The sequence below is a fragment of the Gilliamella sp. Occ3-1 genome, from assembly GCF_001690655.1.
Lineage (GTDB): Bacteria > Pseudomonadota > Gammaproteobacteria > Enterobacterales > Orbaceae > Gilliamella > Gilliamella apicola_P.
Map to the genome: position 1 here is coordinate 1 of NZ_LZHQ01000009.1, position 15,387 is coordinate 15,387.

Consider the following 15,387-nt stretch of genomic DNA (forward strand, 5'->3'; position numbering starts at 1 on the left):
GCCTTCGCCACCGGTATTCCTCCACATCTCTACGCATTTCACCGCTACACGTGGAATTCTACCTTCCTCTACAATACTCTAGTTAACCAGTTTTAAGTGCAATTCCTAGGTTGAGCCCAGGGCTTTCACACCTAACTTAATTATCCGCCTACATGCCCTTTACGCCCAGTCATTCCGATTAACGCTCGCACCCTCCGTATTACCGCGGCTGCTGGCACGGAGTTAGCCGGTGCTTCTTCTGTGATTAACGTCAATTAATGCACCTGTTAGATACATCACCTTCCTCATCACCGAAAGTACTTTACAACCCGAAGGCCTTCTTCATACACGCGGCATGGCTGCATCAGGGTTCCCCCCATTGTGCAATATTCCCCACTGCTGCCTCCCGTAGGAGTCTGGACCGTGTCTCAGTTCCAGTGTGGCTGGTCATCCTCTCAGACCAGCTAGAGATCGTCGCCTTGGTGAGCCTTTACCCCACCAACTAGCTAATCCCATATGGGTTCATCAAATGGCGCATGGCCCGTAGGTCCCACGCTTTGGTCTCTCAACTTTATGCGGTATTAGCAGTCGTTTCCAACTGTTGTCCCCCTCCATTCGGCAGATCCCCATACCTTACTCACCCGTCCGCCACTCGTCATCAAGTGCAAGCACTCATGTTACCGTTCGACTTGCATGTGTTAAGCCTGCCGCCAGCGTTCAATCTGAGCCATGATCAAACTCTTCAATTTAAAGTTTGATGCTCAATAACTGTCTCTGACATATTCAAATGAATCTTCAGTGTCACTTATCAAGACTTAATTTTTTAGTCCGTAGACTTTAATCTTTTGTCTCGCAAGTGCCCACACAGATTGTCTGTTTCTTCTTTTTAAAGAGCTGACAGCTTATATTCCTCATCAACTTTTCGTTGACTTAGTTCTCTGTCTCAAGGGTTGCGTATACTACGCTACACCTTTTTATTCGTCAAGATCTTTTTTAAATTTTTTTGATCTCACTTTACCACCAACTCTCCGCCTGCTTGTCGCTGACTGCGTGTCAGTGGATGCGCATTATAGGGGCTTAAAATTTTTGTGCAAGCAAAAAAGATAAAATAGTTATCTAGTCGCGCAAGTTTTAACCCCCATGAACTTTAATGTCATGATATTTATTAAGATTATAATCAGATAATTTTTTAATCAACTTTTCTATAGACTGAGTATAAACTGTACTTAATACAATATTTTCGGACGCAGAAGGAATTATTTGGTCCAGATTATATTTATCATTTAGTAAATTACAGACCCTTGTTGCAATCGCATAACCTGAATCTATTAGGCTCACCTGAGGAAAAAGCGTCTGTAATTCTGTTTTAATAAAAGGATAATGCGTACAACCTAGCACTATTGTGTCGGGGATTATTTGTAGTCCAAGCCAAGGTTGCATTAGTTCTTTTAACTGTTTCATATCTACACTAATACCTTGTAATTTATTTTCGGCTATGAGTGCTAATTCAGATAAACCTAACAATTTAACAGTACAGTGCGAGGCAAATTGCTTTATTAAATCGGCTATATAAGTTCTTTCAACTGTTGCTTTTGTAGCTAATAATCCTATACATTTATTTTTAGTAAGTAAGCTAGCTGGTTTAATCGCTGGTACAACACCAATAATAGGAAAAGAAAATTTAGCACGCAAACTAGGCAAACAAATAGTACTAGCTGTATTGCAAGCAATAACTGCTAAATCAATTGGATAAAATTTAGTAACAGCCTCAATGACAGAGTTCACTCTATTAATTAAAAACTCTGATGATTTATCTCCATAAGGGAACATCTCATTATCGAATACATAGATATAGTGTGCATTAGGTATTTTATTGTAAATTTCATTATAAATAGATAGACCACCAATACCTGAATCAAATACTAACACTGAAGGCGATTGTTTTACGATATTCATTTTAGCTATAAGACATTAAGTAATAAATTAGAAACGCGTCATATCGTAAATCGATTAAAAATTAATGCAAGTATTTTACCTAAGCTAATGTTGCATTTAGTTCCATAAAATATGGACTAGACGTCTAGACGGTAAAACTGCTAAAATAACTAGATATACTTATACAAAAATTAAGTCAAGAAGGTATTCTATGTCAGAATTTCTATTTACTTCCGAATCTGTTTCAGAAGGTCATCCAGATAAAATTGCCGATCAGATATCTGATGCTGTACTTGATGCAATTTTAAAACAAGATCCAAAAGCACGTGTTGCTTGCGAAACATATGTAAAAACAGGTATGGCTTTAGTGGGTGGTGAAATCACTACTTCAGCTTGGGTAGACATCGAAGAATTAACTCGAAAAACAATTAATGATATTGGATATACCAGTTCAGAAATGGGATTTGACGCAAATTCATGTGCTGTGCTTAATGCTATTGGTAAACAATCTCCGGATATCAATCAAGGAGTTGATCGAAACGATCCTCTAGAGCAAGGTGCTGGTGACCAAGGTATTATGTTTGGTTATGCTACAAATGAAATGCTAAATCTAATGCCTGCTGCTATAAGCTATGCTCATGACTTAATGTGCCGCCAAGCAGAAGTTAGAAAAAATGGTACACTTCCTTGGTTAAGACCTGATGCAAAAAGCCAAGTCACATTAATTTACCAAGACGGTCAGATAAAAGGTATTGATACAATCGTTTTATCAACTCAGCATTCAGAAGGTATTGAGCAAAAAGCATTACATGAAGCTGTCATGGAAGAAATCATTAAACCAACATTACCAGCCGAATGGTTAACATCTAGGACAAAATACTTTATTAATCCTACTGGGCGTTTTGTTATTGGTGGCCCTATGGGAGACTGTGGACTAACTGGACGAAAAATCATTGTCGATACGTACGGTGGAGCAGCTCATCATGGTGGTGGAGCCTTTTCTGGAAAAGATCCTTCAAAAGTTGACCGCTCAGCAGCTTATGCCGCACGCTATGTTGCAAAGAATATTGTTGCTGCAGGACTTGCTGACAGATGTGAATTACAAATATCTTATGCAATTGGTATTGCCAATCCTACATCAATCTATGTCAATACTTTCGGCACAGAAAAAATCCATCACGATAAAATTGTATCGCTTATTAAAGAATTCTTTGATTTAAGGCCTTATGGATTGATCCAAATGCTTGATCTAATTCAACCGATCTATCAACAAACTGCAAGTTACGGTCATTTTGGTCGAGATATATTCCCTTGGGAAAAAACTGATAAAGCGGCACTACTACGTGATGCAGCAGGACTATAAACGCATACCAATTTATTTACATAATCAAACTATGGCTTGTTTAAGAACTCACTTAATGCAAGCCAATCAACGTCTACATTCTCAATATAAAGAACCTAAGATCATTTATAAACCCAAAGGCAGTATTGCTGGTAGTGCCTTTTTAACACGTTGGGAAATTCAACTTAATTCGATTATGTTGCTAGATAATGGTACTCAATTTATTGAGGAAGTTGTGCCTCACGAATTAGCTCATCTTATTGTGTTTAAAAAGTTTGGCAAAGTAAAACCACATGGCAAAGAATGGCAATATATTATGTCAGAAATATTAGAAAAAAGCCCTGTGACAACTCACCGTTTTTCCATTCAACACAATACTTATTTATACTACTGCAATTGTCAACAACATCACTTAACTTCGATAAGACACAACAAAATTCAAAAGAATAAAACTAGTTATTTATGTCGTAAATGCGGTACTATACTGAAACTTAAAAGCGCTTTTTAATAATAAGATATTGTATGTGTAAATTAGATTTTCATTTTTACAAAAGTTCGTTATTAATTATCACTCTTGGCATTATCCTTTATATTACGGGAAATTGGTTTATACCTTTATACAATGGAATGACGGTTGTAGTGATTGAACATATTCAATCTCTCTTCTTATTATTTATGTGCTGTTATACCTATTATTATGCAAAACGAGTATCTGAACATTCTGAGCTTTATAGATTTTGGGTTTGGACAATTTTCTGGTGGTTTATGCTTTTTGGTCGAGGAATTAGTTGGGGAAGAGACTTTTTCCCTGAGGTACCTCGTTTCTATTATAAAATCATTGCTAGTATATTAATAGCGATCCCAATACTAAGTATATTTTTACCCACGATTCGCCGAGAAATTGCTCGTCGCTACAAATACGAAAAAATACCAGTTTGGCATATATTCTTTGCTTTTTTATTCTTAGGTATAGCTGATATTGCAGAACATCGCCGTATTGGACATGAATTTCTAGTTATAACAAAAGAGCGAAAAGATCTCATTGAAGAATTAATGGAAATCCCTTGTCTTCTTTGTTTATCCTTAATAACCTTTTATATGCAAAAAAATGAAAAAAAGAGAGTAGATTCCCTATGCTAAGCTACCGCCACAGTTACCATGCAGGAAATCATGCAGATGTATTAAAACATATAGTTTTAACGTTATGTATTGAATCATTAAAGGAAAAAGAAAAGCCTTTTTTATATTTAGATACACACTCGGGGGCTGGACGATATCTATTAAGAAGTGAGCATGCAGAAAAAACGGGTGAATATTTATCAGGAATTAATTTACTATGGCAACAATCTAATATTCCTGAATTGCTTAATACATATATATCGGTACTAAGACGCTATAATCCTTTTGAGGAAATAAAATATTATCCAGGTTCACCATTAATTGCCAAGCAATTATTACGTGAACAAGACAAGCTCAACCTTACAGAGTTACACCCAACTGATTACCCTTTATTAAAACAAGAATTTAGTAAAGATAAACGAACAAAAGTTTTACGTGAAGATGGATTTTCCCAATTAAAATCAAAGTTACCTCCACTATCTCGTCGTGGAATAATATTGATTGATCCTTCTTATGAAATTAAAGACGATTATCAAAAAATCCCTGCAGCATTATTTGAAGCATATAAACGTTTTGCAACAGGTGTTTACTTAATTTGGTATCCTGTGGTATCTCGTACACAAACTCAAAAAATGATTGATAATATTATTAATTTAGGCATAAAACGAATTTCACAATTTGAGCTGGCAATAAAGCCTGATAATGACCAAAAAGGCATGACAGCATCAGGAATGATAGTAATTAATCCTCCATGGAAATTACACGAACAAATGCATACAATTTTGCCATGGCTAAAAACAACTTTAAACGTTGAACAAACAGGAAATTTCATCATTAGAGAACTAGTTTCTGAATAGTTTTTAGGTAATTAAATTATTGTCAAAAACTTTCCGGAAAACCTACGTTCAAATAAAAAATTATGATGAAAAGTGACAAGAAAATAGATAAATCCACAAGATAATAGTCAATAATAACGACAAAAATACAGCAGCCGAGCCATAATCCTTTGCTCGGCCAGATAAATCATGCCTTTCAGAACCAATCCGATCAACTACACACTCTATTGCACTATTTATTAACTCAGTAATCATCACAACTCCAATTGAACCAAGTAATAAAATACGTTCATAAATAGAAAAATCGACTAGCATTACAATAATATAAGCCACAATTAATAGAATTAATTCTTGGCGAAATGCGGCTTCATATTTGATAGCTGATTTCAAACCTTTTAAAGAATATTTTGCTGCCTTAAGGATACGTAGTAAACCTGTCGATTTTTTCATTACAATATTCCAAATTACCTTACGTAGCCATAGTTCATCAAGCGTTGATATCTTCTTTCTAGTAATACAGATAAGTCCATACTTTCAAGTTCATCAAGATCACTAAGTAACTGTATTTTGAGTGAATTAGATACAACAGCATAATCACGGTGGGCACCGCCCAGTGGCTCAGGTATAATTGAATCAATAAGATTCAATTTTAGTAATTTATCTGCAGTCATATTCATAGCTTCAGCTGCAACTGGTGCTTTATCAGCACTTTTCCATAAAATCGAAGCACAACCTTCTGGCGATATAACAGAGTAAGTACTATATTGAAGCATATTAACTTTATCGGCAACCCCAATAGCAAGAGCGCCCCCAGAGCCTCCCTCTCCAATTACTGTACAAATAGTTGGTACTTTAAGACGTGACATTTCTCTTAAATTACGAGCAATAGCTTCTGCTTGACCTCGCTCTTCGGCACCAATACCAGGATAAGCGCCTGGAGTATCAATAAAAGTAATAATTGGTAATTTAAAACGCTCCGCTAATTGCATTAATCGTAAAGCTTTTCGATACCCTTCTGGAGCAGGCATACCAAAATTTCGGTAAATTTTCTGTTTTGTTTCTCGACCTTTTTGATGCCCAATAACCACCACAGATCTTCCATCAATACGAGCTATTCCACCAACAATTGCTTTGTCATCAGCATAAGCCCTATCACCAGCTAATTCATCAAAATCAGTAAAAATTTCTTTCAGATAATCCAATGTATAAGGACGATTTGGATGTCTTGCAAGTTGCGCAATTTCCCAAGGTGTTAAATTAGCAAATATTTTTTTTGTTAATTCACGGCTTTTTTTATGTAATTGCTTAATCTCTTTATCTAAATTAATATCTAATTCAACTTGTTGCGAATCAATATTCTTTAAGGAATTAATTTTTGCTTCTAATTCCGCTATTGGCTTTTCAAATTCCAAAAAATTGTTCATAACGCTTGTAATTGCCTCTTAATTTATTTGGTATTTTAAAAAATACACATCTAATACAGTATACTAGCTAATTCTTAAAATAAAACTAATCCAATTCTACTATGTAATGCTCATTAAAGTCACTTAAATTTATATTATTAGACTTCAACTATCCCAAATTTTATACCACTTACATATAATTAAAGTAACATCATTTATTTAATAAATTCAATTAATCAACTATACTACTATTAATAAGTTTATTTTCTTATTCAAACTCAAATTCAATACGATCAATGCCAATAAGTGTCTTTAATTCAACAATCAGAGCGTCCTCTGGAATAACTCTCCATGTCGTGCCGAATTGAATCATAACAACCGAATCATCTCGGTGATAATATAAGTTGACAGGCACACTACCATGGCGATAAGGTTCTAAAAGTTGTTGTAAACGCTGCAATATCGCTTGATTTGCTTCACTTTCAGTTAATGTAATGGACAGTCCTTTTACATATTTAGCTCGGGCATCTTTTAGAGCAACAATATCCCGCACTGACATTTTAAAACCACCATTAAAATCATCATTACTAACTTGGCCTGTAACAATTAAGATCTTATCTTTTACGAGTAAATGTCCAAAACTTTCCAATGATTCCGCAAAAAGCATACCATCAATACGGCCAGAACGATCATCCAAAGTAAACAAACCAATTTTTTTACCTTTTTTAGTAATTCGAGTCCTAGCATCAGTAACAATACCAGCAAAAGTGGCTGTTTTTCCCCAACCTGTCGGAGATGCTTCACTAATTCGTAATCCACCTGTATAACGATTTAATTCTTTTAAATATTGCGTTACAGGATGCCCTGTTAAATAAAGTCCTAAAGCTTCACGCTCGCCATCAAGTAAAACTTGATCGGGTAATTCAGGTACCGCAGCATAAGCATGCTCAACTTGCTCAGGTTCTTCCGCTAAGACTCCAAACATATCTTCTTGACCAATATTTTGAGCTTTTGCATATTGATCTGCTGCCTGCATTGCGTCATTGATACTATGCAAAATAGCCGCTCTATGAGGACCTAATTTATCAAATGCCCCTGCCATAGTAAGTTTTTCAAGTACACGGCGGTTGATCTTTTTCATATCTGTTCGAGCACAAAGTTCAAATATATTTTTAAAATATCCACCACTATTACGTGCTTCAACAATTGCCTCAATAGGCCCTTCACCGACACCCTTTATAGCCCCAATCCCGTAAACAATCTCACCTTTATCATTCACATGAAAGTGATAAAGGCCACTATTAATATCTGGAGGGTTAACCTTTAATCCCATCCGTAAGCATTCATCAACTAAACCGACAATTTTATCAGTATTATCCATGTCGGCAGTCATAACTGCAGCCATAAATTCTGCTGGATAGTGAGTTTTTAACCATAATGTTTGATAAGAAACAAGCGCATAAGCTGCTGAATGGGATTTATTAAAACCATAACCGGCAAATTTTTCCACTAAATCAAATATGCGCATGGAAAGCTCACCATCGATACCTTGCTTTTCGGCACCTCCTTTAAAGACAAAGCGTTGCTTTGCCATTTCCTCAGGTTTTTTCTTCCCCATAGCTCGGCGTAATAAATCCGCACCACCTAAGGTATAACCGGACAAAGTCTGAGCAATTTGCATAACTTGTTCTTGGTACAAAATAATACCGTATGTTGGTTCTAAGATAGGTTTTAATGATTCATGTTGATATTTTATATCAGGATAGGACACTTCTTCTCTGCCATGTTTACGGTCAATAAAGTTGTCTACCATGCCTGATTGTAACGGACCTGGTCTAAATAAAGCAACTAAAGCGATCATATCCTCAAAACAGTCAGGTTTTAATCGCCTTATTAAGTCTTTCATACCTCGAGATTCAAGTTGGAACACAGCTGTTGTTTCAGCTTTCAATAACAAATCAAATGACGGCTGATCATCAAGAGGAATTCGAGTAATATCGACTGGTTTATTACCATCTCTTAACTGACGTTCATTAATCATTTTGATTGCCCAATCAATAATGGTTAATGTTCTTAGTCCTAAAAAGTCAAATTTAACAAGACCTGCATATTCAACATCATTTTTATCAAACTGGGTTACTGGGTGATTTCCTTCTGGATCACAATAAATTGGCGAAAAATCTGTAATCTTAGTTGGGGAAATGACAACCCCCCCAGCATGCTTACCTGCATTTCTAGTTACGCCTTCTAATTGACGTGCGATATCAATTAATGATTTAATTTCTTCATTATTATCGTATAACTCCTGAAGTTGAGGTTCAACTTCAAAAGCTTTAGCCAATGTCATTCCTGGATCTAATGGAATTAATTTGGAAATTCTATCAACAAAACCATAAGGATGTCCAAGTACTCGGCCAACATCTCTGATTACCGCTTTAGCCGCCATAGTTCCAAAAGTAATAATTTGAGAGACCGCATCACGACCATACATATCAGCAACGTGATCAATTACTAGATCTCGCTTTTCCATACAAAAGTCGACATCAAAATCAGGCATTGAAACACGTTCCGGATTCAAAAATCGTTCAAAAAGTAAGTCAAACGCCAGTGGGTCTAAATCGGTAATTTTTAAAGCATACGCAACTAGTGAACCCGCGCCTGAACCACGCCCTGGTCCCACAGGAATATCATTATCTTTCGACCATTGAATAAATTCCATAACAATTAGAAAGTATCCAGGAAAACCCATCTGATTAATAACCGTTAATTCTGTTTCTAAACGCTTATCGTATTCAGATCTTCTTTGCTTTCTAACTTCTGGATCAGGAAATAAAAACTCAAGTCTTTCTTCTAAACCTTCACGCGATTTATGCACCAAGAAATCTTCGGTCGACATATCACCAGTAGGAAATTTAGGTAAAAAATATTCACCTAACCGGATGGTTACATTACAGCGTTTTGCTATTTCAACACTATTTTCAAGCGCTTCTGGTATATCAGAGAATAGTTCACACATTTCCTGTTCAGATCGTAAATATTGCTCTGTTGAGTAATTTTTAGGTCTGGAAGGATCTTCTAGTGTATTTCCATCATGAATAGCAACACGAATTTCGTGAGCCTCAAAATCTGAAGATTTTAAAAAGCGAACATCATTAGAAGCAACCACGGGTAACAGATACTGTTCAGCCAATTTTACTGCACTATGAATAAAAAGCTCTTCGTTGGTTCGTTTAGTCCGTACTAGTTCAAAATAAAAATGCTCATTAAAATTTTCAAAGTAAAAATTAATAGCATGCTCAATAATAGTTTGATTATTGCGAACAATACCGATACCAATATCACTTTCTCGCCCAGCTAATACAATTAACCCTTCTCGATGCTCAATTAACCACTCATTATCAACAACAGGCAAATCTCCAATGTATCCTCGTTGATAGGCTTTAGAAATCAATAAAGTAAGATTTTGATATCCCTGATTATTAGCTGCTAACAGAGTTAGATGATAAATATCATCAGGCAATTGAGAACTTCTAATAGCGAGATCTGCACCAATGATAGGTTTAATACCTTTTGACATTGCTGAGCCGTAAAACTTAACCAGTCCACAAAGATTAGTAAAATCAGTGATTGCAAATGCAGGCATCTGCAACTTGCTCATTTCATTTACTAATGCACCTACCTTAGCAATTCCATCAATCATAGAGAAATCACTATGCAAATGAAGATGAATAAATTTTGGTTCTGCCATAATTACCAGAAATGAAGCGATAAAATTAGCTTTGAATTATAACACAGGCAAGAAGAATATTCTTATTCTCTTTACATATACGAACTTACAATAAAATGTAAGAAAAGTAAAACTCTCGATGTAAACAACCAACAAGAGTGAATTTAAAGTTAGCACTATTAATCTAAAAAGCGCAAAACTATTTACGACGTAATCCCTCTGCATTTGCCGCTTTGATAGCGGCAAAAACTGTATTTGGGTTTATTTCGGCTAAAGAGTTGTGAATTGACTCGTTCTCAGCACATGCTAATATAGCGACTTTCATCAAGTCTTTATCACTGACATTAGCTAAGCCAATTTCAGCCAGCGTGGTTGGTAAACCGACAGATTCACAGAAATTATATACAGTTTCAATCATATCTGGATCACTATCGATTAACATTAACATTGCCAAAGTACCTATTGCTACTTTTTCTCCATGCCAATAATCATGTGTTGCTTCTAATACAGTAAAGCCATTATGAATGGCATGGGCAGCAGACAACCCGCCACTTTCAAAACCAAGCCCAGAAAGAAGAGTATTAGCTTCAATCACATGTTCCAGTGCAGGAGTAACGATTTTTTGCTCACACGCCTTTTTAGCTTGCACACCATATTTTAGTAATACATCAAAACAAAATCTCGCCAATGCAAATGCTGAAATCGGTCCAGGACGTCCTGTCATATTGCCAGCTCTAGATTGGCGACAATCTTCTGCTTCAAACCAAGTTGCTAAAGCATCACCCATTCCAGCAACTAAAAATCGTACTGGCGCTTTAGCAACAACATCAGAATCAACTAAAACAAGATCAGGATTGCGTGACAATAAAAAGTAGCGTTCAAACTCACCAGTTGGTGTATAAATAACCGATAATGCACTACAAGGTGCATCAGTTGACGCTAGTGTTGGCACAACCACACAAGGAAAATTCAGTGTGCCAGCAACAGCCTTGGCTGTATCAATGGTCTTTCCACCACCAATACCAACAATAATATCAATATGTTCTATTTTTACTATCTGAATAATTCTGGCTATCTCTTCATCACTACATTCACGATTAAAAATATCAACAATAAATTCAATATTACCTTTTAATGATGTATCAATTGCACCGGATAGATTTTTATGTGCGGATGGACTTTCAAGCAGTAGAGCTTTTTTGCCAAGTCTTACTAACTCTTGCCCTAAACAATTTTCAATTGCTTTGAAACCTTGAATATAACGGTTGGGAAAAACTGCAGTAGTTATCATAATTGTAGCTCCTAAAATGTGAAAATAAAACTTGAGCATACACTAAACATATCGTCTTCAATTAAGGAGAAAAAATATTTGTTGGTATGGATATAAATATAAAATATGCTTTAACATCCAATTTACCAAATATAATGTTGAAAAAATGAGGAATATGCCACATTTTTATTTAATAAAATGAATTATTATTAACAATACATAAATAAGAGATGAATAAGAGATAAATAATTCCCACCACTTTTAGTGATGGGATAATAATTTAAAATTATATTTTTTTAAATAGTACCGAACCATTGGTTCCGCCAAAACCAAAAGAGTTACAAAGTGCATATTCTAAATTCTTAACCTGACGCGCTGTATGAGGAACATAATCAAGATCACAGTCTTCATCAGGATTATCAAGATTAATTGTCGGCGGAACAGCTTGATCACGCAATGCTAAGACAGTAAAAATTGATTCAACCGCACCAGCAGCACCTAATAAATGCCCTATCATAGATTTGGTTGAACTTACCATCACTTTACTAGCATTTTCTTTAAAAATACTTTTTACCGCTTGAGTTTCAGCTTTATCACCAGCAGGGGTCGATGTACCATGAGCATTAATATAACCAACTTGTTCTGGAGTAATACCTGCATCGCGTAGCGCACATTTCATTGCTAAGGCCGCACCACTACCACCGGCTGGAGGCGAAGTCATATGATAAGCATCACCACTCATACCAAATCCAACTAGTTCAGCGTAAATCTTAGCTCCACGTTTTTTGGCATGTTCATATTCTTCTAAGAACATAATTCCTGCACCATCACCCAACACAAAACCATCACGATCTTTATCCCAAGGTCGGCTTGCTGCTTTAGGATTGTCGTTGTTAGTTGATAAAGCACGAGCTGCACCAAAACCACCAATACCCAATGGAGTACTCGCTTTTTCGCCACCACCAGCTAACATCGCATCAGCATCACCATAAGCAATCATGCGTGCTGCATGACCAATATTATGAACACCTGAAGAACAAGCTGTTGCAATAGTAATACTCGGTCCTTTTAATCCATAAATAATAGATAAATGACCCGCAATCATATTAACAATTGTTGATGGTACAAAAAACGGGCTAATTTTGCGTGGTCCACCATTTACTAATGCACTGTGGTTTTCTTCAATCAACCCAAGTCCACCAATACCAGAACCTATAGCACAACCGATTCGTTCTGCGTTTTCATTCGTGATTTCAATGCCAGCATCTTGCATTGCCTGCATACCCGCAGCAACACCATATTGGATAAAATAATCCATTTTACGTGCATCTTTGCGTGAAATATTATAATCTTCACCATTAAAGTTTTTAACCACCGCGGCGAAGCGCGTTGCGAAAGGGGCTGTATCAAAGTGTTCTATGAGTCCAACACCACTTTGCCCAGCTAATAAAGCTTGCCAAGTGGATTCAACTGTATTACCTACAGGAGATATCATGCCCATTCCAGTTACAACAACTCTGCGTTTAGACACATTGCCCTCCAGGAAAGGTTTGAAATGAAATTTGAATCATTGAAAAAATTTTATTTTGAGTTTTCTACAGATTTATACCAAGTTATCTTTAATTTAATAATTAAAGATATAAATACGAACTAGGCGATCATTTGACCGCCTATCATGAAAACTCTACTAACCTTATTGATTTGCAGTAATATAATCAATTGCAGATTGAACAGTTGTAATTTTTTCAGCTTCTTCATCAGGAATTTCAGTATCAAATTCTTCTTCTAAAGCCATAACTAATTCAACTGTGTCAAGAGAGTCAGCGCCAAGATCTTCAATGAAAGAAGATTCGTTTTTAACTTCTTCCTCTTTTACACCAAGTTGCTCAACAATAATTTTCTTAACTCGCTCTTCAATAGTGCTCATACTCTTTTTTTTCCTATAAAAATCGCCGAAAGTGGCGGTGAAAGTAATTTTATAAAATGTTGAAAAAGATGCCAATCATTTTCCAACCCAATTGCTTAGTTTTTGTTCAAAACGTTAAAATAATGGCTCATTTTACACTATTCTAACCAATTACACCATATACATGCCACCATTGACATGTAAAGTTTCACCAGTAATATAAGATGCTTCATCTGATACTAAAAATGCTACTGCATTAGCTATTTCTGCTGGTTCACCTAATCTTCCAGCAGGAACTTGTGCTAATGTTAAAGATTTTTGTTCATCAGTTAATGCATCCGTCATATCAGTTGCAATAAAACCAGGTGCAACCACGTTAACAGTAATACCTCGTGATGCAACTTCACGTGCTAACGATTTACTAAAACCAATTAATCCAGCTTTAGCTGCCGCATAGTTAGCTTGGCCAGCATTTCCCATTGTGCCTACTACTGAGCCAATGGTTACAATTCTTCCATAGCGTTTTTTCATCATTGTGCGCAATAATGCTTTAGATAAGCGAAAAACAGATGTTAAATTTGTATCCAAAATATCTTGCCATTCGTCTTCTTTCATTCGCATTAATAAATTGTCACGAGTAATACCTGCGTTATTAACCAAAATATCAATATCACCAAATTGAGCCTTAATTGCACCCATAACCGACTCAATTGATGTCTCATCAGTCACATTTAAAGCAAAACCTTTACCATTTGATCCTAAGTAATGGCTAATAGCTTCAGCACCTTTTTCTGTTGTTGCCGTACCAATAACAGTTGCGCCACAAGCGACTAATTTTTCTGCAATTGCTTTACCAATTCCACGACTTGCGCCCGTAACTAAAGCAATTTTTCCTGATAGGTTCATAACCACCTCTTTTACCATTTTACTTTGTGTTTTCTAATGCCGTTTCTAATGATACTTTATCATTAACCACAAGACCAGAAAGTGTATCAACAATACGTTTAGTTAATCCAGTTAATACTTTCCCTGGCCCCATTTCAACTAAAAGTTTTACATCTTGTTTTGCCATATACTCAACAGTTTCAGTCCAACGTACAGGGCTGTAAAGCTGAGCAATTAATGCAGTTTTAATTTTTTCTGCAGATGTTTCAACTTTAACATCAACATTATTGATAACAGCAAACTTTGGTGTGTTAAATTCAATATCATTTAATGTAGTGGCTAATTTGTCAGCTGCTGGCTTCATTAACGCACAATGTGATGGCACGCTTACAGCAAGCGATAATGCACGCTTAGCACCCGCATCTTTACATCGTGAGCCTGCACGTTCAACAGCTTCCTTATTACCAGCAATAACTACTTGGCCAGGTGAATTAAAATTCACTGGCGCAACAATCTGCCCTTGAGCCGCTTGTTCACATGCTTTGCTAATTGATTCGTTATCTAATCCAATAATAGCATACATTGCACCTGTGCCACTTGGCACGGCTTCTTGCATTAATTTTCCGCGTAATTCGACTAATTTAATCGCCTCTTTAAAATCAATCACACCTGCACAAACTAAAGCAGAATATTCGCCTAAACTATGACCTGCCATAAAATCGGGTTGAGTACCATTAACACTTTGCCAGACTCTAAATATTGCAACAGATGAAGCAAGTAGTGCTGGTTGTGTTTGCCATGTTTTATTTAGTTCTTCAACTGGGCCTTTTTGTACTAAATCCCACAAATCATAACCTAACACATCAGAAGCTTCATCAAATGTTGATTTGACAATCGGAAAATTATCAGCAAGATCTTTTAACATACCGACAGCTTGAGAGCCTTGTCCTGGAAATACCATTGCAAATTTGGTCATTCTTAAATC

General features: G+C 36.2%; 13 protein-coding genes and 1 rRNA gene. 4 read left to right on the forward strand and 10 right to left on the reverse strand.

The features are described 5' to 3' along the window. Both A9G43_RS02790 and murI read right to left on the reverse strand, forming a co-directional pair. A 16S ribosomal RNA gene (locus tag A9G43_RS02790) occupies nucleotides 1-728 on the reverse strand; the annotation flags it as partial. Nucleotides 729-1,110: 382 nt separating this feature from the next. Beyond that, nucleotides 1,111-1,935, reverse strand: a complete 825-nt coding sequence (gene murI / locus A9G43_RS02795; protein ID WP_065606444.1) for a glutamate racemase — start codon at nucleotides 1,933-1,935, stop codon at nucleotides 1,111-1,113. Nucleotides 1,936-2,125: 190 nt separating this feature from the next. Here murI and metK point away from each other — a divergent pair, with 190 nt between their 5' ends. From metK to A9G43_RS02815, 4 genes are read left to right on the forward strand one after another with little or no spacing between them, the layout of a single operon-like run. Continuing rightward, entirely contained in the window at nucleotides 2,126-3,277 is a 1,152-nt protein-coding gene (metK, locus tag A9G43_RS02800) for a methionine adenosyltransferase (RefSeq protein ID WP_065606446.1), read from the forward strand. Beyond that, nucleotides 3,261-3,764: a SprT family zinc-dependent metalloprotease gene (locus A9G43_RS02805; RefSeq protein ID WP_065606448.1), complete on the forward strand. Its 504-nt coding sequence runs from the start codon at nucleotides 3,261-3,263 to the stop codon at nucleotides 3,762-3,764. The genes metK and A9G43_RS02805 overlap by 17 nt, the downstream gene beginning before the upstream one ends. Before the next feature lie 14 nt (nucleotides 3,765-3,778). After that, nucleotides 3,779-4,396, forward strand: coding sequence for a hypothetical protein (locus tag A9G43_RS02810; RefSeq protein ID WP_065606450.1), 618 nt, complete (start codon nucleotides 3,779-3,781; stop codon nucleotides 4,394-4,396). Next, on the forward strand, nucleotides 4,390-5,232 hold the full coding sequence (locus A9G43_RS02815) for a 23S rRNA (adenine(2030)-N(6))-methyltransferase RlmJ (protein ID WP_065606452.1): 843 nt from the start codon (nucleotides 4,390-4,392) through the stop codon (nucleotides 5,230-5,232). The genes A9G43_RS02810 and A9G43_RS02815 overlap by 7 nt, the downstream gene beginning before the upstream one ends. A gap of 60 nt (nucleotides 5,233-5,292) precedes the next feature. Here A9G43_RS02815 and A9G43_RS02820 read toward each other — a convergent pair whose 3' ends face one another. The 8 genes from A9G43_RS02820 to fabD form a co-directional block, all read right to left on the reverse strand. Further along, nucleotides 5,293-5,661, reverse strand: coding sequence for a diacylglycerol kinase (locus tag A9G43_RS02820; RefSeq protein ID WP_065606454.1), 369 nt, complete (start codon nucleotides 5,659-5,661; stop codon nucleotides 5,293-5,295). Between the two features lie 14 nt (nucleotides 5,662-5,675). Next, nucleotides 5,676-6,635 carry an acetyl-CoA carboxylase carboxyl transferase subunit alpha gene (gene accA / locus A9G43_RS02825; protein WP_065606456.1) on the reverse strand — a complete coding sequence of 320 codons (960 nt, stop codon included), beginning with the start codon at nucleotides 6,633-6,635 and terminating at the stop codon, nucleotides 5,676-5,678. Between the two features lie 247 nt (nucleotides 6,636-6,882). After that, nucleotides 6,883-10,362 carry a DNA polymerase III subunit alpha gene (gene dnaE / locus A9G43_RS02830; protein ID WP_065606458.1) on the reverse strand — a complete coding sequence of 1,160 codons (3,480 nt, stop codon included), beginning with the start codon at nucleotides 10,360-10,362 and terminating at the stop codon, nucleotides 6,883-6,885. Between the two features lie 178 nt (nucleotides 10,363-10,540). Next, complete coding sequence (locus A9G43_RS02835; RefSeq protein WP_065606460.1) at nucleotides 10,541-11,632, reverse strand: glycerol dehydrogenase; 1,092 nt, start codon at nucleotides 11,630-11,632, stop codon at nucleotides 10,541-10,543. Between the two features lie 265 nt (nucleotides 11,633-11,897). Beyond that, a complete protein-coding gene (gene fabF / locus A9G43_RS02840) occupies nucleotides 11,898-13,142 on the reverse strand; it encodes a beta-ketoacyl-ACP synthase II (protein ID WP_065606462.1) in 1,245 nt (414 codons plus the stop codon). A gap of 162 nt (nucleotides 13,143-13,304) precedes the next feature. After that, nucleotides 13,305-13,538, reverse strand: a complete 234-nt coding sequence (gene acpP / locus A9G43_RS02845; RefSeq protein WP_034910452.1) for an acyl carrier protein — start codon at nucleotides 13,536-13,538, stop codon at nucleotides 13,305-13,307. A gap of 150 nt (nucleotides 13,539-13,688) precedes the next feature. Continuing rightward, the gene (fabG, locus tag A9G43_RS02850; protein ID WP_065606464.1) at nucleotides 13,689-14,423 is read right to left on the reverse strand and encodes a 3-oxoacyl-ACP reductase FabG; all 735 of its coding nucleotides are present in this window, start codon (nucleotides 14,421-14,423) and stop codon (nucleotides 13,689-13,691) included. 19 nt (nucleotides 14,424-14,442) lie between these two features. Then, the gene (gene fabD / locus A9G43_RS02855) at nucleotides 14,443-15,378 is read right to left on the reverse strand and encodes an ACP S-malonyltransferase (RefSeq protein ID WP_065606466.1); all 936 of its coding nucleotides are present in this window, start codon (nucleotides 15,376-15,378) and stop codon (nucleotides 14,443-14,445) included. Between the last annotated feature and the right edge of the window lie 9 nt (nucleotides 15,379-15,387).